The organism is Alteriqipengyuania triglochinis (assembly GCF_054655655.1).
Genome location: NZ_BAAHNC010000003.1, coordinates 518,586 through 535,140 on the forward strand (window position 1 = coordinate 518,586; position 16,555 = coordinate 535,140).

The following is a 16,555-nucleotide window of genomic DNA, read 5'->3' on the forward strand; positions in this document are numbered from 1 at the left end:
ACTGATCCACTTATAACGGAGCAGTGATCCGGATATAGCGAAGCCGCTTCGGATTGGAAAGGCGAAAGGTGCTCAAAGGACGGCACCATAGCCCAGCTCTGGAGACGATGATGCGTTGCAAGCTATTTGGCACACACACGGGGCTCAGGGTTTCGGAACTGGTGCTCGGCACCTCCAACTTCGGGACCCGCTGGGGACATGGCACCGAACTGCCCGAAGCCCGCTTGATGCTGGATGCCTATGAAGAGGCAGGCGGCAACATTCTGGACAGTTCGAACGGCTATCAGAGCGGCGAGGCGGAGGAATTCCTCGGGGAACTGCTAGCCGGGCGCCGCGACCGGTTCCTACTGGGAACGAAATTTTCCGTCGCCACCGACGAGACGGCGAACGTCCTGACCACGGGCAATAGCCGCCAGGCCATGGTCGCCTCGCTCGAAGCGAGCCTGAAGCGACTGAAGACCGACCGGATCGATCTTTACTGGGTTCACGTCGCGGACGGTGTGACGCCCATGGACGAGATCCTGCGCGGGCTCGAAGACCTCGTGCGACAGGGCAAGATCCTTTATGCGGGGCTTTCGAATTTTCCGGCCTGGCGCGTGTCCCGGGCGGCGACGCTGGCGGAGCTGCGCGGCACCGTCCCGATCGCGGGGCTGCAACTGGAATACAGCCTCGTGGCGCGCACCGCAGAAGCCGAGCTGATCGAAGCCGGCCACGGCCTCGGCCTGGGGATCACCGCCTTCTCCCCGCTCGGTGGGGGCGTCCTGACGGGCAAATATCGCAAGCCGCTCGACGCGACCGGTCGCGAGGAAGGGCTCAACGGCGCGGCCTTCCATCCCGAAGACACTGCGCAACGCACGGCAACCCTCGATACCGTGATCGCGGTTGCCAAAGACCATGAGGTCACGCCAGGCGAAGTCGCCATCGCATGGGTCGCCTCCAAGGGGATCTTCCCAATCATCGGCCCGCGCAGTCTGAAGCAGCTCCAGGAAAATCTCGCAGCCGCCGATTTGCGCCTGTCGGCAGAAGAGATCGAGCGCCTCGACAGGGTCAGCGCGATCCCGGAGATCTTTCCCTACACGGTCCTGAAAGATCCCCGCATCCGCGGCCTGATCACAGCCGGACAGGATGCCCGTATCGACACGCGGTCGCAGCCAGTGGCCTGATCGCTACGCCCCATGTGGGGCCGCGCAGGCCGCACTCCGCCTCCAAAACCAGGAAAACTGAAATGCTGACACTCTACTATCACCGTGGTGCCTGTTCGACATCGAACCACTTCGCCCTCGAAGACGCTGGGGTCGCGTACGAAGCCATCGAGGTGCATCTCGATCGCGAAGACGATCCCATCGCCCAGAAGGTGCGCACGCTGAACCCGATGGCGATGACGCCCGTCCTCGTGCTCGAGGATGGCGATGTCCTGACCCAGAATGCCGCGACCCTCGCCTATATCGCCGATCTCGCCCCGGAGAAGGCGCTTCTGCCGAAACCCGGCACGCGCGAGCGAGCCCATGCGGACAGCTGGATGGCGTTCGTGGCTTCCGACCTCCACCCGGTGATCATCGAATACATCTACAAGAGCTTAGGTGAGACCGAGGCCGAGCGGGCGCGTCTCGTCGATTTCTACGAAGGCCGGGTGGCGCGGCGCCTGAAGGTCCTGGAAGCACGGCTGGCCGACAACCGGTATATCCTCGGCGACGACTACTCGGTAATCGATGGATACGCCCTGATCGTTCTCAACTGGTCGCTGCCAGCCAAGCTGTCGCTCGATGCCTACCCGAACATCCGCGGTTACATGGAGCGGCTGGAAGCACGCCCTTCGATCCGAAAAATCCGGGAGGTCGAAGGCCCGATCAACTGGTGAGGGCCCTCTCAGTATTCGCTGATCGTCGATTAACGGGCTGCGATGGCGGATGTATCATCCGCCATTCTGTGTGCGGCTTTGCTAGCGCCAATTGTGTAGTATCGAAAGGCGGTGACGGACGACATTGAATATTTGGCGAATTACAAGCCAAACCAACTTTACACCTATCCAGCGCGCAAGGGCGCATTCGCGACGATTGTGGCCGAAAGCGAAGAAGATTTAGGCGAAGCGTCGGGCTGGCGAAGCCGCAAAAGGACAAAACTTGGGTCAATTCGCTTCCTTGGGCGGACCCGGCGCTAATCAATTCCTACAAAAACCGGCGGGACGCGGAACACCACGCCGCGCTTCTTGCACTTGCTCGTAAACAATATGCCAGACGCGGTAGGTTCACCGAAGCTTACACGGCGTATCTGAAATCAGACGCTTGGAAAGCAAAGCGGGCGCTAGTGCTAAAACGGTGCGGCGGCGTCTGCGAGGGGTGCGGGACCGCCGAGCGACCGAAGCGCACCACATGACCTATGACCATCTGTTCAACGAATTTTTGTTCGAGCTGTTGGGGCTTTGCCATGATTGTCACGAGCGCATCACAGCGGAAAAGCGGGCGCGTTGGGGCATCACCGACGAAGATTCGGACGATGATCATGGCGAGCCTGAAGCCGAAGACATCTCTTGATGGACCGTCGCCACAGCGGCGAAATCTCGCCAAATCAATCGTCTTCAAGCTGTGGGGCGGATTGTGCGACGGGGCAACCATCCTTCGGAAAAAGCTGTAACATCAACGATTTATGAAGGAAGGTGGCGGAGACGGAGGGATTCGAACCCTCGATACCCGTTACCAGGTATGGCTCCTTAGCAGGGAGCTGGTTTCAGCCACTCACCCACGTCTCCGCATCGCATCGCACCATGATCCATGGCGTTGCGAGCGGCGCGCTATAACCAGCACATGGGGTGGGCACAAGGGGGGCGTGGTCGCTTTGGTCGAGGTTTTCGAGAGATGACTCGCCTCGCCGCGTTTTCGATTCGCTTCGCCGCCAACCGGCTTGATGCGTGAGGTTCATGCGATTCAGGCTAAGCCCCTCCGGGTTCAGACAACGCAAAGCACGCAAAAGGAGCGCGGCCCATGACCCGCATCGACAGCATCCGGCGCTTCGCGGCGCTCTTCACCGCGATTTTCGCGATTGCCGCAGCGCCGCTTGCGGCCCAGTCGATCGAACAGGTCGATCCCAACCAGGCGATCGACGGCGATCTCGTCGAAAATCCCGGTGAGCCTTCGGTCTATGGCAACCCGGCAAACCAGCAGCCGCAACCCCAGCCGCAGCAGCCTGCGCCTGCCGAACCGCAAGCGGGCGTTTCGGGCTGGACCGATCTCTCGCCCGATCGGGACGACGCGGCCGCAACCGCAGCGCAGGGCGAAAGCTATGCGCAGCCCTATGCGGATACGCCCGCCGTGCCGGCGGCAGATGCCGAAACCTGGCAGGATGACGACCTGATCGGGGCGGCGCAGAATTTCTTCGGCGAGAATGCGGAAGGCATCGCACGGATGATCGAAGGGGTCCTGGCCGACCAGGGCAAGCCCAATGGCTATATCGTAGGCCGCGAGGCGAGCGGGGCCTTCATCGTCGGTGCGCGCTACGGATCGGGCACCTTGTATCACAAGATCGAAGGGCAGATGCCGGTCTACTGGACGGGCCCGTCGATCGGCTTCGATGTCGGCGCCAATGGCGGCAAGACCTTCGTGCTGGTCTACAACCTGTTCGATACGGAGCAGCTTTACGAACGATTCCCTGCTGGCGAGGGGCAGGCCTACCTGATCGGTGGCCTCACCGCGAGCTACCTGCGCAAGGGCGACACCGTGCTCATCCCGATCCGCATGGGGGCGGGGCTGCGGCTCGGCATCAATGCAGGTTACATGAAGTTTTCCAAGAAGCATCGGTGGTTGCCTTTCTGAGGCTGCCCCGGCGCATATTATCGGTTGCCCTCGCGCCCCGGCGATAGCATGGGGCGGGGCATGCTCGACCGCCTCAAAGACACCCCGCCCGATGCGCTGCTTGCGCTGATCTCGCAATTCGCCGCCGACGAGCGGGAGGACAAGATCGACCTCGGTGTCGGTGTCTACCGCACCGATGACGGCGCAACGCCGGTGTTCAAGGCGATCAAGGGCGCCGAGAAGCGCCTGTTGGAAGAGCAGGACTCCAAGAGCTACCTCGGCCCCGAGGGCGACCGCGGCTTTGTCCACGCGCTCATGCCGATCATATTCGGCGCCGAAGCCGGTGCGGATGGGACCATGGGCGGACTGATCGAAGGGGTACAGACCCCCGGCGGTACAGGCGCGGTGCGGCTTGCCGTCGCAGTGGCCGAACGTGCGGGCATCACCCGCGTGCATGTCGGCACGCCCAGCTGGCCCAACCATATCCCGATCATCGAGGATGTCGGGCTCAAGGCCGTCACCTTCCCGCATGCACGTGAAGACGGCAGCGCCGATCTGGACGCGCTGCTGGAGATCATCCGGCAGGGCCGCGAAGGCGATGCCGTGCTGATCCACGCCTGCTGCCACAACCCCTCGGGCATCGACTACACGGCGCAGCAGTGGGACGCGATCGCCGATGCCTTCGCCGACAGCCGCGTGCTGCCGATCATCGACAGCGCCTATCAGGGGCTGGGCGAAGGGCTGGAGGAAGACGCGTACGGCCTTCGCAAGGTGCTGGCCAAGGTGCCCTATGCGCTGGTCGCCTATAGCTGCGACAAGAACTTCGGCCTCTATCGCGACCGCGTGGGCGCCTTCTACGCCAAGGTCGCCGAGCCTGCGCAGATGAGCGCCGCGATGTCGAACGCCGCCGCGCTCGCGCGGGCCAACTGGTCCATGCCGCCCGACCACGGCGGCGCTGCGGTACGCATCATTCTGGGCGACGACGAACTGCGTGCGCAATGGCTGGAAGAGCTGGACGGCATGCGCCAGCGCCTGCGCTGGGTACGCGCCTATCTCGCTGCGGCGCAAGACAAGGTGAATGGCGTGCCGCTTGCCCACCTCGAGGAGCAGAACGGCCTGTTCGCGATGCTGCCTCTGAACAAGGACGAGATCGGCAAGCTGCGCCAGGATCACGCGGTCTACATGGCGGGTTCGGGCCGGATCAACATCGCCGGGCTGACCAAGGGCAATATCGACAAGTTCGTCGCCGCGCTGGCGGATGTCGCGGGCTGACCTGAACCGGCAGCCGGTCCTCGAAGGGGATCGGTACCAGCTCAGGCCATTGGCCGGGGACGACTGGGACGCGCTCTACGCAATCGCGTCCGACCCGGGCGTGTGGGAACAGCACCCGATGACCGATCGCTGGCAGGAGGACGTGTTTCGTGCGTTCTTCGACGATGCGTTGGCCAAGGGCGGTGCGCTGGCGATTGTCGACAAGGGCAAGATCGACAGCGGCGAGGGCGCCATCATAGGCTCGTCACGGTTTCAGGCGCTCAAAAGTGCCGAAGAGGACGAGGAAGAGCAAAGCTGGGTCGAGATTGGCTGGACGTTTCTCTCCCGCAGCTACTGGGGCAAGGGCGCCAACCGCGAGGTCAAGCGGCTGATGCTGGCGCACGCGCTGGCGAGCGTGGAGCGCGTCGACTTCCGCGTCGGCGAAGCGAACTGGCGCAGCCGGATCGCGCTCGAGAAGATCGGGGCCATACGGACACGGCGGACCGAGCTGTCCAAGCATCGGGGCAAGCGTGTCCTGCACATCGTCTACGCGATCACGCGAGCGGATTTCGCTAACGGGCCGTTGGCGCAAGGGACCGTCTAGGCAGGATTGTTCCAGGGCACCGGGCGGGGGACGATTACGCAAGAGTGGCCTGCGCGTCTCACTCCGGTCTCTGGCAGGCACGGACGAAGAGCCTTCATCAAGCCTGTCGAAGCCCTCGTCCGAGGCAATAACGCAGCAGACCGGCGAGGCTTTAAGCGCCGGTCGAGCCTTACATTCGGTTTCGATGCGGTCGCCGGGCGCAGGCTCGTGGCCCGGTACCGGCGGCGCATTTCATCCTGACTTTGCCTTCAAAGAGAGGTCTTATTGGTCGAAGGCGCATCGCTCTGATCCACATCGACGAACGGATGCCCCGCCTCCTCATCGGCGCGCTGGGCTGCTTCTATTTCCGCCTGTCGTAGCGCTTCGCGCTTTGCGGCCATTGAAAAGCCCTTGCGCAGCTTGAGGGTGGGCCGCTCCACGAAATGCCACGACAAGACTGCGAGCGCGAAGATGAACGGCATGGCGGTCACGAAAAGCAAGAGCGGCGAGACCATTCCAGTCGCCGCAACGATCGATTGCTGGATTGGGAAGCCGTACAGGTAGATGCCGTAGCTGTAGTCGCCGCGACGGAATGGCCACGGAAGCGGCAGCCGGGTGACGCCCAGAAACACCATCACATAGCAATAGGCCGGGATCGCGAGGATCGTGGCGATCGGCATCTGCGAGTAAACGGCCTGGGGAAGGACGAAGCCCGATCCGAAAATCGCCAGCACGCAGATCCCGAACAGCAGCGGCGAATAGGGAATCTTGTCGCGCTTGAGGTACATCAGCGCGCCGATCAGGAATTCCGGCACGAGAATCGCGCCCTGATATCCCACGACCTTTACCACGATCCAGGGAAGCGAATCCTCGAACATCGGGACGAGCGCGATGGCGACCAGCGCGGCCACGGCCGCCACGCTGACGAAGCGCCAGTCGCGTGCGAGCTTGAAGAACATCAGGCCGCACATCATCACGTAGCAGCCGAGTTCCGGCGGAATCGTCCAGAGCGAGCCGTTCACGACACCCGGAAGCGGATTGTCCTCGAACACGCCGGGAAGATAGTAGTGTATCTCCCCGATCATGTTCAGCAGATAGGCTGCGGTCTGCCAGTTGAAGAAATAGTCCGCGAGCGGAAGCGTGGTAAATAGCGCGCCGATCACGAGGACCGTAAACAGCGTGTCGACCGCGAGGGCGGGCACGATGCGCAGGACACGGCTTAGGACGAATTTGCCGAGCGACAGGCGCAGGGCACTGCCCGTGACCAGAAAGCCTGAAAGAATGAAGAAAATCGGCACGATCGCGAGCGTCGCCGTCCACAGAATGCCCGAGCTTGCGGCCTCGGTATTGCCGTAGGTCAGGGGGAAACAGTGCCTAAAAACGACCGCCACTGCCAGCGCGACACGCAACGAATCGAAGCCGGGGCCGATCCCCTTGTTGGCTTCCATGATTCCGCCGATCGTCCGGCGTTGTTCATTCGGCACGCGAATTATCCCCTCGAAAACTAAGGCGCGCCCGATAACCTATTTAAATACCTCCGCCAACACGCGTTGACCGCTCGCCATCCATCGGGCTGGCTCGTCTCGGCGTATCGCGGGTGCGACCGGGGTGCAGGCTGCGCCGTTCTGTCCGGTCGCAATCCTTCCGTCACGGCGGGAGGGAAGCAATTGCTCCGGCCCATCCGCATCATCGGGAGACACATGACCGAAGAATTCATCACGCCTCGAGCGTGTCTGTTCGGCCCCAGTATTTCCCTTCGAGTGGTATGTAATCGTTGACCAATATGTTAGCTTCGTCCGAACCAGAAAATGTGATGAGCCAATCATCGTGGTGAGAGGGAGAGGGCGATGCCCAAGATTGCAATCGTAACCGGTGGTACGCGTGGAATCGGAGCTGCCACATCCAAGGCACTTGCGCAGAACGGCTTCAGCGTCGTCGCAACGCATGTCTCGGATGGCGAGCATGTTGAACGTTTCGGGCAGGAGACCGGCATTCCCACCTACCGTTGGGACGTCGCTTCCTACGAGGCATGTCAGGATGGCGTGGCGCAGATCGAGCGCGAACACGGACCGGTCGATATCCTGGTCAACAATGCCGGCATCACGCGCGACCGCTCGTTCCTCAAGATGAGCCAGGAAGACTGGAGCGCCGTGGTCGAGACCAATCTGGGCGGCTGCTTCAACATGGCCAAGGCCGTGTTCGGCGGAATGTGCGAGCGCAAATGGGGGCGCATCGTCAATATCAGCTCGATAAATGGTCAGGCGGGGCAGTTCGGGCAGGCGAACTATTCGGCTGCCAAGGCCGCCTTGCACGGCTTCACGAAGGCGCTGGCCCTCGAGGGCGCCCGAAAAGGGGTCACCGTCAACGTCATCGCGCCCGGCTATATTGCAACGGACATGGTGGCCGATGTGCGCGAGGATGTGCTGGAGGCGATCGTGGCCAGGATCCCGATCGGGCGCCTCGGACAACCCGAAGAGATTGCACGGGGGGTCCTGTTCCTGTGCTCCGAGGAAGCGGGCATCATGACCGGTTCGACCCTCTCGATGAATGGCGGACAGCACATGTACTAAGGGGAAGGTCGGTTCGGTGTGGCCACGACCTTGCGCCTCGAAATCCTCATGCGCCCCTCCGACAGTGCGGTCGTCAGATTGGTGGACGACGGATCGAGATGATCTATATATGATCCATATCCGAATCGCTTAAGGGGTGCGCAATGGGGCTGGTGAAGATCGACGACGAACTGCACGAACAGGTGCGCAGGGCCAGTTCGGTCATGTGCCGCTCTATCAATGCGCAGGCCGAGTTCTGGATGAAGATCGGGCGGCTGGCCGAGGCCAATCCGTCGCTGTCGTTCAACGAGATCGTAAGCCAGCAGCTCGCTCTTGCCGAGGAGGGCGAGGGCGAGGATGGCGAAACTCGCGCCGCCGCCTGACATGGTCAAGACCACGGAAGAACTCGCGCTGATGCGCGCGTCGGGGCGGCTGCTCGCCTCGGTGTTCGAAATGCTCGACACGGTCGATCTGGCGGGCATGTCGACGATGCAGATCAACGACTTGGTGGAGCGCTTCATCCGCGAAGATTGCGCCGCGCGCCCTGCGAGCAAGGGGCAGTACGGCTACGAGTACGTGCTCAACTGCTCGATCAACGAGGTGGTGTGTCACGGCGTGCCGTCCGACGAGGTGATCGTGCGCGATGGCGACATCATCAATCTCGACATCACGCTGGAGAAGGACGGGTTCATCGCTGACTCCAGCAAGACCTATCTTGTCGGTGACGTCTCGCCGCAGGGCAAGCGTATCGCCCGGATAGCGCAGGACGCCATGTGGGCGGGCATCCGCGCGGTCCGGCCCGGCGCGCATCTGGGCGATGTTGGCTACGCGATCGAGAAACATGCCAAGAAGAACAACTGCACCGTCGTGCGCGAATATTGCGGCCACGGCATCGGGCGCGAGATGCACGAGGAGCCACAGGTGCTAAACCATGGCCGGCCGGGAAGGGGCCTGCGCCTGCGCGAAGGGATGACCTTCACCATCGAACCGATGGTCAACCTGGGCCGCGCGGCGACTGTCACGCGCGACGATGGCTGGACGGTCATGACCCGGGACGGGAAGCTCTCCGCCCAGTTCGAGCATACTGTCGCAGTGACAGCGGACGGGGTGGAGGTCCTGACGCTGAGGCAGGACGAGAAAGCGCCCGCCTAGCCCCCGGTCAGCTCCGCCGCAGCGCCACAGGTAGACGCCGGGTCATGCGGAGGCCGTCGCGCATGTTCAGCGCCAGCAATGCGAAATTCACCGCGCCCGCCACCAGTTCGAGCGCCTGTACCGCGTAGAACGCCGTATCGAATTCGCCGGCGCGCGCTTTCCATGCAAGAAACAGCGCCGCCGGGATCAGCACGATGATGCCGTTCGCCGCGACAATCGGCATGCGGCGCAGCTTGCGCCCGACAATCCCTCCACGGTGACCGCGCGACCGGATCATGCCCGTGCCACCGGTTGCCGCCAGCGCAGGGACGAGCAGTAGGAACGCCCACGGCAGGGCCATCTTCAGCGACGCGATCTGCGCGTGGGTGCCGATGGCTTCAACTGCGACGGTCGACAGCCAGAAGCCCGCGACGAGCAATGTCGCGAGGGTTCCGGCGATGGGGTGGACGAATTTCGACATTGTGGTGCTCCGTGATGCTAATGGCGCGTCGCGGGAAACGCGGCCTGCCAGATACATAGCTAGCTATTCTACATATAAATAGCAAGCTATACTAATCTTGCATCGCGTCTTGTGGCGATCTATCCGGGATCATGGAATTTTCGAAAGACACCTCTGCCGGCTATCTCGTGAACGATGTCGCGCGCCGCTTTGCCGCTGCGCTACAGGCGAAGATAAAGCCCATCGGGCTCTCGACCGGGGTGTTCCCGGTGATGGTTCAGCTGTGGGAGGAAGATGGCCTGACACAGACCGAACTGGTGCGCCGGATAGGGGTGGAGCAGGCCACCATGGCGAACACGCTTGCGCGGATGCAGCGCGACGGGCTGATCGCACGGCATCGCAGCCAGACGGACGGGCGGGTGCAGGAAATCCGTCTAACCGATCTGGGCAAGCGCCTGAAGGGGCCGGCGATCGATGCGGCGGTGAGGGTGAACGATGCGGCCCTGTCCGGCCTCTCGGCAGAAGAACGGACCCGCTTTCTGGACCTCGTTACCAAGATCATCGAGACATTCGACGATGGCGAACAGGCCGACATCGGGCGCGAGGCCCTGCCACGCGAAGAGCGCTGAGCCACCCGCAGAAACTGTCCTACAGCGCTTCGGACTGCTAGGCCCGGTCCTGCTCTTTCAAAGCGTCGAACCTGCCCGAAATTCGCCGCGAAGGGCCGGCGGGAATTTCTCTCTTAGACTGTGTGCCAAGTGTGTCAGGCCGCGATTGCAAAAGGCTGCGATGCCGCAACGAATCCGGTACCGGCTCGGTCGCTATCGTCGTCATTGGCCTTGGTCAGAGAGGCGGGCGCGTGCCGGGTGCGTTTGGAACGCGGTGTGGCCGCGCTAGCCTTGCGCTGGCCCCCGAGATTGCGCTCGAAGCGGGGCCGGTAGCGGGCGACTAGGCCCTGCGTCCGGCTCCACGACGTACCAGCAGCGGCAACGATCACGGCATCGATATACAGCGCGAGGTCCGCGGCATAGGAGAGCACCAGTTCCGGCCCGAAGAGGAGCACCATCTCGCCGCCGAGCAACAGCATGACGCCTCCAATTACCACGGCGAGGTATTGGTGCCGCTTCCTGGCCAGCAGGATGTGGAGAGGTCGCTCGACCAGATGCTCGTTGAACATCCGCCGGAAGGGGATGTCCGGGCCAAAGCGCATGAACAGCGCCAGCAGCAGCAAAAACCCGTATGTTATCACCTGTCTCCCGATCAGCCGGCCAAGGTCTGCATCCGCTTGAGATAACGCGCGAGCACATCGATTTCGAGGTTTACGTGGTCACCTTGCGTCAATGCGCCCAGCGTCGTGACCTCGCCGGTATGGGGGATGATGTTGAGCGCGAAGCGGGCCGAGCCGTCCGCCTCGTCTTCCACTGCGTTGACCGTCAGCGAGACGCCGTCGACCGTGATCGATCCCTTGGGCGCGATGAACGGGGCGAGCGTTTTGGGCGCGCGAATCTCGAAGTGGATCGAGCCATCGACGTTGCGCTTCTCCGCCACTTCGCCGACCGCGTCGACATGGCCGGTGACAAGGTGCCCGCCAAGTTCGTCGCCAAGGCGCAGCGACGGCTCTAGATTGAGGCGCGCGCCTTGCTCCCACTGGCCAGGCACAGTGCGTGAAACCGTCTCCTGCGAAACATCGACCGCAAACCACGCATCGCCCGGAGTGCCGCCGCGCTCCGTCACCGTCAGGCACACGCCCGAACAGGCGATCGAGGCACCGATGGCGATCCGTTCGGGATCGAAGGGGCAGGCGATCCGCACGTGCAGGTCCCCCCGCTGCTCGATCGATGAAACGGTGCCGATGGCGGTGACGATTCCGGTGAACATTGGTGCTCCTTCAGCGGATGCGGGCAAAAGCCTCGAAGGTGTCGGGGCCGAGCATCCGATGCTCGACCGGCTGCCAGCGTCGGTGCGCCTGTGCAAGCTCGGCAAGGCCGAAATCGGGCAGGGCGGGCATGCCGCCGCCGATCAGGATCGGGGCGCGGTAGATCTCCAGCCGGTCGACGAGGTCTTGCGCGAGGAAGCTGGCTGCGGTTTGCGCGCCGCCCTCCACGTAGAGGTATTGCGCGGGGATCTGCGCGATGTCCTGCGGTGTCGCAATGGCCTGCGCGCCGTCCACCCCCTGCGAGGTCAGCACCCAACGCTGCGGGCTGCTCTGCTCGAGGCCCGGGAGGCGCACGTCGAGCCGGGGCCGGTCGCCGCGCCAGGTGCCGCCGCCAACCAGGATCGCATCGGCCAGCGCGCGGCGCGAATGGACGTGCGCGCGCGCGGATTCTCCGGTGATCCACTGGCTGGTCCCGTCCGCCATCGCGATGCACCCGTCGAGCGAGAGCGCGAGCTTCAGGGTGACATGCGGGCGGTTCAGCGCCGCGCGAGTCAGGTATCCGGAAAGGCTCGCCGCGCTGTGCGGGCAGTCGAGCACTACGACTTCGATCCCCGCCGCACGCAGCCGTTCGATCCCCTGTCCGGCGGTGCGCGGATCGGGGTCGATCTCGCCGATGACGACTCGTGCAGGCTGCGCTTCGATCAGCCGGTCGGTGCAGGCGGGACCACGCGGAGACTGGTGCGCGCAGGGCTCGAGCGTGGCGTAGACATCCGCGCCGCGCGCCGCATGGCCCGTAGCATCCAGAGCCATCGCTTCGGCGTGCGGACGCCCACCGGCCTGTGTCCAGCCGCGTCCGACCACGCGGTCGTGCTGCACGATGAGGCAGCCGACCGGCGGATTGGGGTTGCTGGCGGGGCGAGCGCGCAGGGCCAGCCGCGCCGCGGCGGCGAGCCAGCGTGCATCATTCGGCGCTGGTGTCGTCAACCGATCCGCCCGTTACCTGCTCGAGACGTTCCTGCCGGGCGGCTTCCTCGCGCGCCTTTTCGGCCGCGATCTCGGCCTCCATCTTGTCGGTATCGAGCCCGGTCGCCTGGCCCAGCGCGCGGTACATCTCGCGCCGCTTCTCGATTCGCGCTTCTTCAAGACGCTGGCGCGCTTCCTTGCGCTCCTGATTCTCGAGGTTGGAAGCGATGATCTCTTCCTCGCTCCGGTCCGGCGCGAAGGTGGTGATATACACCACCTCGGGCGGGGCAGGGGGCACGAACACGCGCTCCTGCGAAAAGAAGTAGAGGAAGAACGCCGGGAACGCGCAGGACGCGATCAGGATCGGAATGCGGAAGGGCTGGGGACGCCGGATCTCTTTCCAGAAATCGCCGATCCCGCCGGCGACATCGTATTTGGGGCTGATGCGCATTCGCCCAACATAAGCGTTGCAGCGTGACCCCGCCAGTGCGGATGTGGCGCCCGTATCAGCCGAAGCGTGCGAAAAGCTGCGGCCCGTTCGCTTTCAGCCAGCCTTCCGCCTCCGGCAGGTCGCCTTCGAACAGGTCGGCCAGCAGGGCGTGGAATGCAGGCGAATGGTCGAAATGGACGCGGTGCGCGGTCTCGTGCGCGACGACCGAGCGGCGGACCGCATCGGGTGCCATTGCGAGCCGCCAGTTGAGGCGGATCGTCCCGTTCGAAGAGCAACTGCCCCAACGACGACGCGCGCTGCTGAGCGCGAAGTTCGGCATCATGAGCCCGGCGCGCGACGCGTAGAACGCCAGGTCGGGGGCGAACAACGCGCGCGCCTCGCCCTGCAGCCAGCGCTTGATGCGGGGGGCAAGGCTGTCATGCGGCCCGCCAAGCGAGAGGGTGGAGTCGCTGGCCACGATCCGGCGGGGCCGATCCTCGCGCCAGTCGATCACGAGATCGCGGCCCCTGAAGGGAAGCGTATCGCCGGGGCGCGGTTCGCTGTGACCCGGCCTGCGCTGGCGCTGCGCCTCCAGCCAGTCGGCCCGCGACTGCGCGAACCGCAACGCCTCGCGCGTGGTCCCCCAGCGCGGCAGCGTGACCGCGACGCTCTCGCCATCGTCGGACAGGCGCAAGGTCATCCGCTTGGCGCGCGGATGGCGCCTGATTACCAGCGGAAGGTCGCCCCCGGGCAGCGCGACCACCGGGTCGGCGGGCTCGCGCAGCCAGTCGATCACTGGCTCCACTCGACGATGTGATGCTCCAGTGGCCCGGCCTGCGTCTCGGAGACGACCCGCCCGGCAACGCCCGCGCCTTCGTGGTGCACGTCCTCGCGCGATCCGGTGAGCAGGTAGTGCCAGCCAGGTAGCGGGCGGTCTTCGGCGCGGCGGCGATAGGCGCAGGTTTCCGGCAACCACGGCAGCTTGTCGACCAGCGAGCGGGTCAGCCGCAGGCAATCGGGCACATAGCTCTTGCGGTTGGCATAGTCGCGGCAGCGCGCGGTCTTGCAGTCGAGCAGGCGGCACGCGACATTGGTCTCGGCGATTTCGCCGGTGTCCTCGTCTTCGAGCTTGTGCAGGCAGCAGCGGCCGCAGCCGTCGCACAGCGCCTCCCACTCTGCCTGCGAGAGTTCACTCAGCGGCCGCTCCCAGAAGCGGTCCCTCAGCGCACCCATCGGGCGAGTTCCGTAGCGACCGCTTCGGGGCCTTCGTCGGTCGGCAAGATCGCGATCGGTTCGCCTTCGGGACCGAACAGATAGGTGATGTTGGTGTGATCGACGAGGTAGCCGCCGCCCTCGCTCTTGTCACCGATCCGGTAATAGGCGGCGAAGTCCTTTACCGTCTTGTCGAGCTGTTCCTTGCTGCCGGTCATCCCGATCAGCCGGGGGTGGAAGGCATCGGTAAATTCGGTGAGTGCAGCAGGCGTATCGCGCTCCGGGTCCACGCTGACGAATAGCGGCTGGATCTTCGCCGCGCGTTCGGGATCGCTTTGCTCGAACCGCTTGAGCCCCGCCATCGCTCGCTGGACGTCCACCGGGCATACGTCGGGGCAGAAGGTGTAGCCGAAATAGATCGTGCGATACTGCCCGTCGAAATCGCTCCACGACACCTGTTTGCCATCTTCGCCCGTGAGAGTGAAATCGCCGCCGATCGCGGCCCCTTCGAGCGGTGGCGGGCCGGCAGGCTGCGTCCCTTGCGAACAGGCGGACAAGGCCAGCGCGAGCGGGGCGAGAAGTCGTATCGTGGTGGTCAGTGTGCTCATGGCAATCGGGTTCAGCGTCTGCTAACTGCGGATGGGGAAGGGCATGTCCCGAACGAACTAGGGGCTATAACAGGAGTGTGTAAGGTGTCGCTGCCGTTTTTCCGCAATGGGGCCCGCGTGGTCGTTCTGTCGCTCGTCGCGCTGGGAAGCGCGGTCGCCGCGCAAAGCAGCCTGCCCTCCGACGGCGCGAAGTTTCTCAAGGCCGTGCGTGATGGCGATGGCACCAAGGTGACCGAGATCGTCAAGCAGGCGGGCGGCAATACCGCGATCAATTCGCGCGACCTCACCAGCGGCGAGACTGCGCTCCATATCGTTGCGGCGCGTCGCGATTCGCAGTGGATCAAGTTCCTGACGGGCAACGGCGCCAATCCCAACATCGCGAACAAGGAAGGCGTGACGCCGCTGATGGTATCGACGCGTCTGGGCGATATCGAGAGTGTGACCGCGCTGCTCAAAGCGGGCGCACGGGTCGATCCATTGTCGAGCACCGGCGAGACCCCGCTGATCTTTGCGGTGCACAGCCGCGATGTGCCGTTGGTACGTGTCCTGCTGGCGAATGGCGCGGACCCCGACCATGCCGACAATTCGGGCCGCTCGGCGCGCGACTACGTTGCGCTGATCAACGAGCGGCGTCTTTCGGAGGAATTCGCCTCCGCCGAAGCAGCTCGCAAGGAAAACTCGACCCAGCAATACGGGCCGAGCCTCTAGGGGCCCAATCGCATCATGATCGATAACGCTGCCGACCTCACACTCGACGAACTGCGCATCGCGCTCGCCCCCGCCATCGCCGACTCGGCGATCTTCGACGGGTGGACCGATGCCGCCTTAACCTCCGCCGCCGAAATGGAGGGCGTCGATCCGGCGCTCGCGCGGCTTGCGTTCAAGGGCGGGCCGATGGCGATGGTGTCCGCGTGGATCGAGTCGATCGATGCGGCGATGGCGCGCGACCTGCCGCAGGACGTGCTGGCGGACCGCAAGATCCGGGAGAAGATTCGCGACCTCGTGCTCTATCGGCTCGATGCGGTCGCTGGCCAGGAAGAGGCGATGCGCCGCGCGCTGGCGATCGGCGCCATGCCCCTGAATGTGAGCGCATCGCTACGGGGGGCGTGGAAGAGCGCTGATCTCATGTGGCGGCTCGCAGGCGACACCGCGACCGATTACAACCACTATACCAAGCGCATGATCCTCGCCTCGCTCTACAGTGCCACGCTGCTCGTCTGGGTCGACGACCAGAGCGAGGGCAAGGCCGAAACCCTGGCGTTCCTCGACCGGCGGATCGAGAACGTGATGCAGTTCGAAAAGGCCAAGGCCCAGTTTATGGGCGGCGCACCGCGCGACGGATTCAGCCCGGCACGCCTGCTCGGGCGGCTGCGGTACCCGGCTCGCTAGGGCGTTTCGAGAAACCTCAAAGGTTTATTGATAATCAGTTGCATTATGATGGGCGCTTTGCCAGAAGCCCGGCCATGACGCTCGAGAGCCTTGAACCCGGTACCACCGCTCGCATCGCGACCATCGACTGGAACGCGCTGCCCATCGCCGACGCCAAGCGCATGCGCGCACTCGGCTTCGATAGCGGCGTGGAGGTGCGGATGGCGCATCACGGCGTGTTCGGTGGGCGCGATCCGGTCGCGATCACGATCGGGCGCATGACCATCGCGCTGCGCAAGAGCCAGGCGGCTGCGATTTCCCTCGAAGCTGCGTGAGCTC

The 16,555-nt window shown here is 64.1% G+C and carries 22 protein-coding genes and 1 tRNA gene; 13 read left to right on the top strand and 10 right to left on the bottom strand.

The features are described from left to right. The first annotated feature begins 110 nt into the window (after positions 1–110). The 3 genes from ACYQ0L_RS12615 to ACYQ0L_RS12625 all read left to right on the top strand — a co-directional run bounded on the left by ACYQ0L_RS12615 (position 111) and on the right by ACYQ0L_RS12625 (position 2,531). Positions 111–1,163: an aldo/keto reductase gene (locus ACYQ0L_RS12615; RefSeq protein ID WP_459789605.1), complete on the top strand. Its 1,053-nt coding sequence runs from the start codon at positions 111–113 to the stop codon at positions 1,161–1,163. A gap of 62 nt (positions 1,164–1,225) precedes the next feature. Then, positions 1,226–1,858: a glutathione S-transferase family protein gene (locus ACYQ0L_RS12620; RefSeq protein WP_459789606.1), complete on the top strand. Its 633-nt coding sequence runs from the start codon at positions 1,226–1,228 to the stop codon at positions 1,856–1,858. A 511-nt stretch (positions 1,859–2,369) separates the two neighbouring features. Beyond that, positions 2,370–2,531 carry a hypothetical protein gene (locus ACYQ0L_RS12625; protein ID WP_459789607.1) on the top strand — a complete coding sequence of 54 codons (162 nt, stop codon included), beginning with the start codon at positions 2,370–2,372 and terminating at the stop codon, positions 2,529–2,531. A 123-nt stretch (positions 2,532–2,654) separates the two neighbouring features. Here ACYQ0L_RS12625 and ACYQ0L_RS12630 read toward each other — a convergent pair. Then, positions 2,655–2,746: transfer RNA gene (locus tag ACYQ0L_RS12630), tRNA-Ser, on the bottom strand. 232 nt (positions 2,747–2,978) lie between these two features. Between ACYQ0L_RS12630 and ACYQ0L_RS12635 the strand changes: the two genes are divergently transcribed. The 3 genes from ACYQ0L_RS12635 to ACYQ0L_RS12645 are packed head-to-tail and all read left to right on the top strand — an operon-like array spanning position 2,979 to position 5,640. Then, positions 2,979–3,806 carry a DUF1134 domain-containing protein gene (locus ACYQ0L_RS12635; protein WP_459789609.1) on the top strand — a complete coding sequence of 276 codons (828 nt, stop codon included), beginning with the start codon at positions 2,979–2,981 and terminating at the stop codon, positions 3,804–3,806. A 60-nt stretch (positions 3,807–3,866) separates the two neighbouring features. Continuing rightward, the gene (locus ACYQ0L_RS12640) at positions 3,867–5,057 is read left to right on the top strand and encodes an amino acid aminotransferase (RefSeq protein WP_459789610.1); all 1,191 of its coding nucleotides are present in this window, start codon (positions 3,867–3,869) and stop codon (positions 5,055–5,057) included. Continuing rightward, positions 5,044–5,640 carry a GNAT family N-acetyltransferase gene (locus ACYQ0L_RS12645; RefSeq protein WP_459789611.1) on the top strand — a complete coding sequence of 199 codons (597 nt, stop codon included), beginning with the start codon at positions 5,044–5,046 and terminating at the stop codon, positions 5,638–5,640. The genes ACYQ0L_RS12640 and ACYQ0L_RS12645 overlap by 14 nt, the downstream gene beginning before the upstream one ends. 248 nt (positions 5,641–5,888) lie before the next feature. Here ACYQ0L_RS12645 and ACYQ0L_RS12650 read toward each other — a convergent pair whose 3' ends face one another. Then, positions 5,889–7,103, bottom strand: a complete 1,215-nt coding sequence (locus ACYQ0L_RS12650; RefSeq protein ID WP_459789613.1) for an acyltransferase family protein — start codon at positions 7,101–7,103, stop codon at positions 5,889–5,891. A 363-nt stretch (positions 7,104–7,466) separates the two neighbouring features. Here ACYQ0L_RS12650 and phbB point away from each other — a divergent pair, with 363 nt between their 5' ends. The 3 genes from phbB (at position 7,467) to map (ending at position 9,320) form a co-directional block, all read left to right on the top strand. Next, positions 7,467–8,189, top strand: coding sequence for an acetoacetyl-CoA reductase (phbB, locus tag ACYQ0L_RS12655; RefSeq protein WP_459789614.1), 723 nt, complete (start codon positions 7,467–7,469; stop codon positions 8,187–8,189). A 143-nt stretch (positions 8,190–8,332) separates the two neighbouring features. Next, a complete protein-coding gene (locus tag ACYQ0L_RS12660; RefSeq protein ID WP_459789615.1) occupies positions 8,333–8,551 on the top strand; it encodes a ParD-like family protein in 219 nt (72 codons plus the stop codon). A gap of 1 nt (position 8,552) precedes the next feature. After that, complete coding sequence (gene map, locus ACYQ0L_RS12665) at positions 8,553–9,320, top strand: type I methionyl aminopeptidase (protein ID WP_459789672.1); 768 nt, start codon at positions 8,553–8,555, stop codon at positions 9,318–9,320. A gap of 7 nt (positions 9,321–9,327) precedes the next feature. On the opposite strand, the gene ACYQ0L_RS12670 is transcribed toward map, so the two are convergent. Continuing rightward, the gene (locus ACYQ0L_RS12670) at positions 9,328–9,780 is read right to left on the bottom strand and encodes a hypothetical protein (RefSeq protein ID WP_459789617.1); all 453 of its coding nucleotides are present in this window, start codon (positions 9,778–9,780) and stop codon (positions 9,328–9,330) included. Between the two features lie 131 nt (positions 9,781–9,911). Between ACYQ0L_RS12670 and ACYQ0L_RS12675 the strand changes: the two genes are divergently transcribed. Continuing rightward, a complete protein-coding gene (locus ACYQ0L_RS12675; RefSeq protein WP_459789619.1) occupies positions 9,912–10,388 on the top strand; it encodes a MarR family winged helix-turn-helix transcriptional regulator in 477 nt (158 codons plus the stop codon). A 134-nt stretch (positions 10,389–10,522) separates the two neighbouring features. On the opposite strand, the gene ACYQ0L_RS12680 is transcribed toward ACYQ0L_RS12675, so the two are convergent. The 7 genes from ACYQ0L_RS12680 to ACYQ0L_RS12710 are packed head-to-tail and all read right to left on the bottom strand — an operon-like array spanning position 10,523 to position 14,848. Then, positions 10,523–10,990: a hypothetical protein gene (locus ACYQ0L_RS12680; protein WP_459789621.1), complete on the bottom strand. Its 468-nt coding sequence runs from the start codon at positions 10,988–10,990 to the stop codon at positions 10,523–10,525. A 29-nt stretch (positions 10,991–11,019) separates the two neighbouring features. Next, positions 11,020–11,637: a riboflavin synthase gene (locus ACYQ0L_RS12685; protein ID WP_459789623.1), complete on the bottom strand. Its 618-nt coding sequence runs from the start codon at positions 11,635–11,637 to the stop codon at positions 11,020–11,022. A gap of 10 nt (positions 11,638–11,647) precedes the next feature. Further along, positions 11,648–12,619 carry a bifunctional diaminohydroxyphosphoribosylaminopyrimidine deaminase/5-amino-6-(5-phosphoribosylamino)uracil reductase RibD gene (gene ribD / locus ACYQ0L_RS12690; RefSeq protein WP_459789624.1) on the bottom strand — a complete coding sequence of 324 codons (972 nt, stop codon included), beginning with the start codon at positions 12,617–12,619 and terminating at the stop codon, positions 11,648–11,650. Next, positions 12,597–13,049, bottom strand: coding sequence for a hypothetical protein (locus tag ACYQ0L_RS12695; protein ID WP_459789625.1), 453 nt, complete (start codon positions 13,047–13,049; stop codon positions 12,597–12,599). Before ACYQ0L_RS12695 ends, ribD begins: the two co-directional genes overlap by 23 nt. 55 nt (positions 13,050–13,104) lie before the next feature. Continuing rightward, a complete protein-coding gene (locus ACYQ0L_RS12700) occupies positions 13,105–13,824 on the bottom strand; it encodes a M48 family metallopeptidase (protein ID WP_459789626.1) in 720 nt (239 codons plus the stop codon). After that, on the bottom strand, positions 13,821–14,261 hold the full coding sequence (locus ACYQ0L_RS12705; RefSeq protein WP_459789627.1) for a YcgN family cysteine cluster protein: 441 nt from the start codon (positions 14,259–14,261) through the stop codon (positions 13,821–13,823). The genes ACYQ0L_RS12700 and ACYQ0L_RS12705 overlap by 4 nt, the downstream gene beginning before the upstream one ends. After that, positions 14,249–14,848: an SCO family protein gene (locus tag ACYQ0L_RS12710; RefSeq protein WP_459789628.1), complete on the bottom strand. Its 600-nt coding sequence runs from the start codon at positions 14,846–14,848 to the stop codon at positions 14,249–14,251. Before ACYQ0L_RS12710 ends, ACYQ0L_RS12705 begins: the two co-directional genes overlap by 13 nt. An 84-nt stretch (positions 14,849–14,932) precedes the next feature. Between ACYQ0L_RS12710 and ACYQ0L_RS12715 the strand changes: the two genes are divergently transcribed. From ACYQ0L_RS12715 to ACYQ0L_RS12725, 3 genes are all read left to right on the top strand, one after another. After that, positions 14,933–15,556 (top strand): ankyrin repeat domain-containing protein, encoded by a 624-nt coding sequence (locus ACYQ0L_RS12715; RefSeq protein ID WP_459789629.1) that lies wholly within the window; start codon positions 14,933–14,935, stop codon positions 15,554–15,556. Positions 15,557–15,571: 15 nt separating this feature from the next. Beyond that, complete coding sequence (locus ACYQ0L_RS12720; protein WP_459789631.1) at positions 15,572–16,237, top strand: COQ9 family protein; 666 nt, start codon at positions 15,572–15,574, stop codon at positions 16,235–16,237. Between the two features lie 74 nt (positions 16,238–16,311). Next, on the top strand, positions 16,312–16,551 hold the full coding sequence (locus tag ACYQ0L_RS12725) for a FeoA family protein (RefSeq protein ID WP_459789633.1): 240 nt from the start codon (positions 16,312–16,314) through the stop codon (positions 16,549–16,551). The last annotated feature ends 4 nt before the right edge of the window (positions 16,552–16,555 follow it).

Coding starts and splice junctions, on each gene's coding strand:
- ACYQ0L_RS12615 (WP_459789605.1), top strand. CDS start 111: ATGCGTTGCAAGCTATTTGGCACACACACGGGGCTCAGGGTTTCGGAA.
- ACYQ0L_RS12620 (WP_459789606.1), top strand. CDS start 1,226: ATGCTGACACTCTACTATCACCGTGGTGCCTGTTCGACATCGAACCAC.
- ACYQ0L_RS12625 (WP_459789607.1), top strand. CDS start 2,370: ATGACCTATGACCATCTGTTCAACGAATTTTTGTTCGAGCTGTTGGGG.
- ACYQ0L_RS12635 (WP_459789609.1), top strand. CDS start 2,979: ATGACCCGCATCGACAGCATCCGGCGCTTCGCGGCGCTCTTCACCGCG.
- ACYQ0L_RS12640 (WP_459789610.1), top strand. CDS start 3,867: ATGCTCGACCGCCTCAAAGACACCCCGCCCGATGCGCTGCTTGCGCTG.
- ACYQ0L_RS12645 (WP_459789611.1), top strand. CDS start 5,044: ATGTCGCGGGCTGACCTGAACCGGCAGCCGGTCCTCGAAGGGGATCGG.
- phbB (WP_459789614.1), top strand. CDS start 7,467: ATGCCCAAGATTGCAATCGTAACCGGTGGTACGCGTGGAATCGGAGCT.
- ACYQ0L_RS12660 (WP_459789615.1), top strand. CDS start 8,333: ATGGGGCTGGTGAAGATCGACGACGAACTGCACGAACAGGTGCGCAGG.
- map (WP_459789672.1), top strand. CDS start 8,553: ATGGTCAAGACCACGGAAGAACTCGCGCTGATGCGCGCGTCGGGGCGG.
- ACYQ0L_RS12670 (WP_459789617.1), bottom strand. CDS start 9,780: ATGTCGAAATTCGTCCACCCCATCGCCGGAACCCTCGCGACATTGCTC.
- ACYQ0L_RS12675 (WP_459789619.1), top strand. CDS start 9,912: ATGGAATTTTCGAAAGACACCTCTGCCGGCTATCTCGTGAACGATGTC.
- ACYQ0L_RS12685 (WP_459789623.1), bottom strand. CDS start 11,637: ATGTTCACCGGAATCGTCACCGCCATCGGCACCGTTTCATCGATCGAG.
- ACYQ0L_RS12695 (WP_459789625.1), bottom strand. CDS start 13,049: ATGCGCATCAGCCCCAAATACGATGTCGCCGGCGGGATCGGCGATTTC.
- ACYQ0L_RS12705 (WP_459789627.1), bottom strand. CDS start 14,261: ATGGGTGCGCTGAGGGACCGCTTCTGGGAGCGGCCGCTGAGTGAACTC.
- ACYQ0L_RS12710 (WP_459789628.1), bottom strand. CDS start 14,848: ATGAGCACACTGACCACCACGATACGACTTCTCGCCCCGCTCGCGCTG.
- ACYQ0L_RS12720 (WP_459789631.1), top strand. CDS start 15,572: ATGATCGATAACGCTGCCGACCTCACACTCGACGAACTGCGCATCGCG.
- ACYQ0L_RS12725 (WP_459789633.1), top strand. CDS start 16,312: ATGACGCTCGAGAGCCTTGAACCCGGTACCACCGCTCGCATCGCGACC.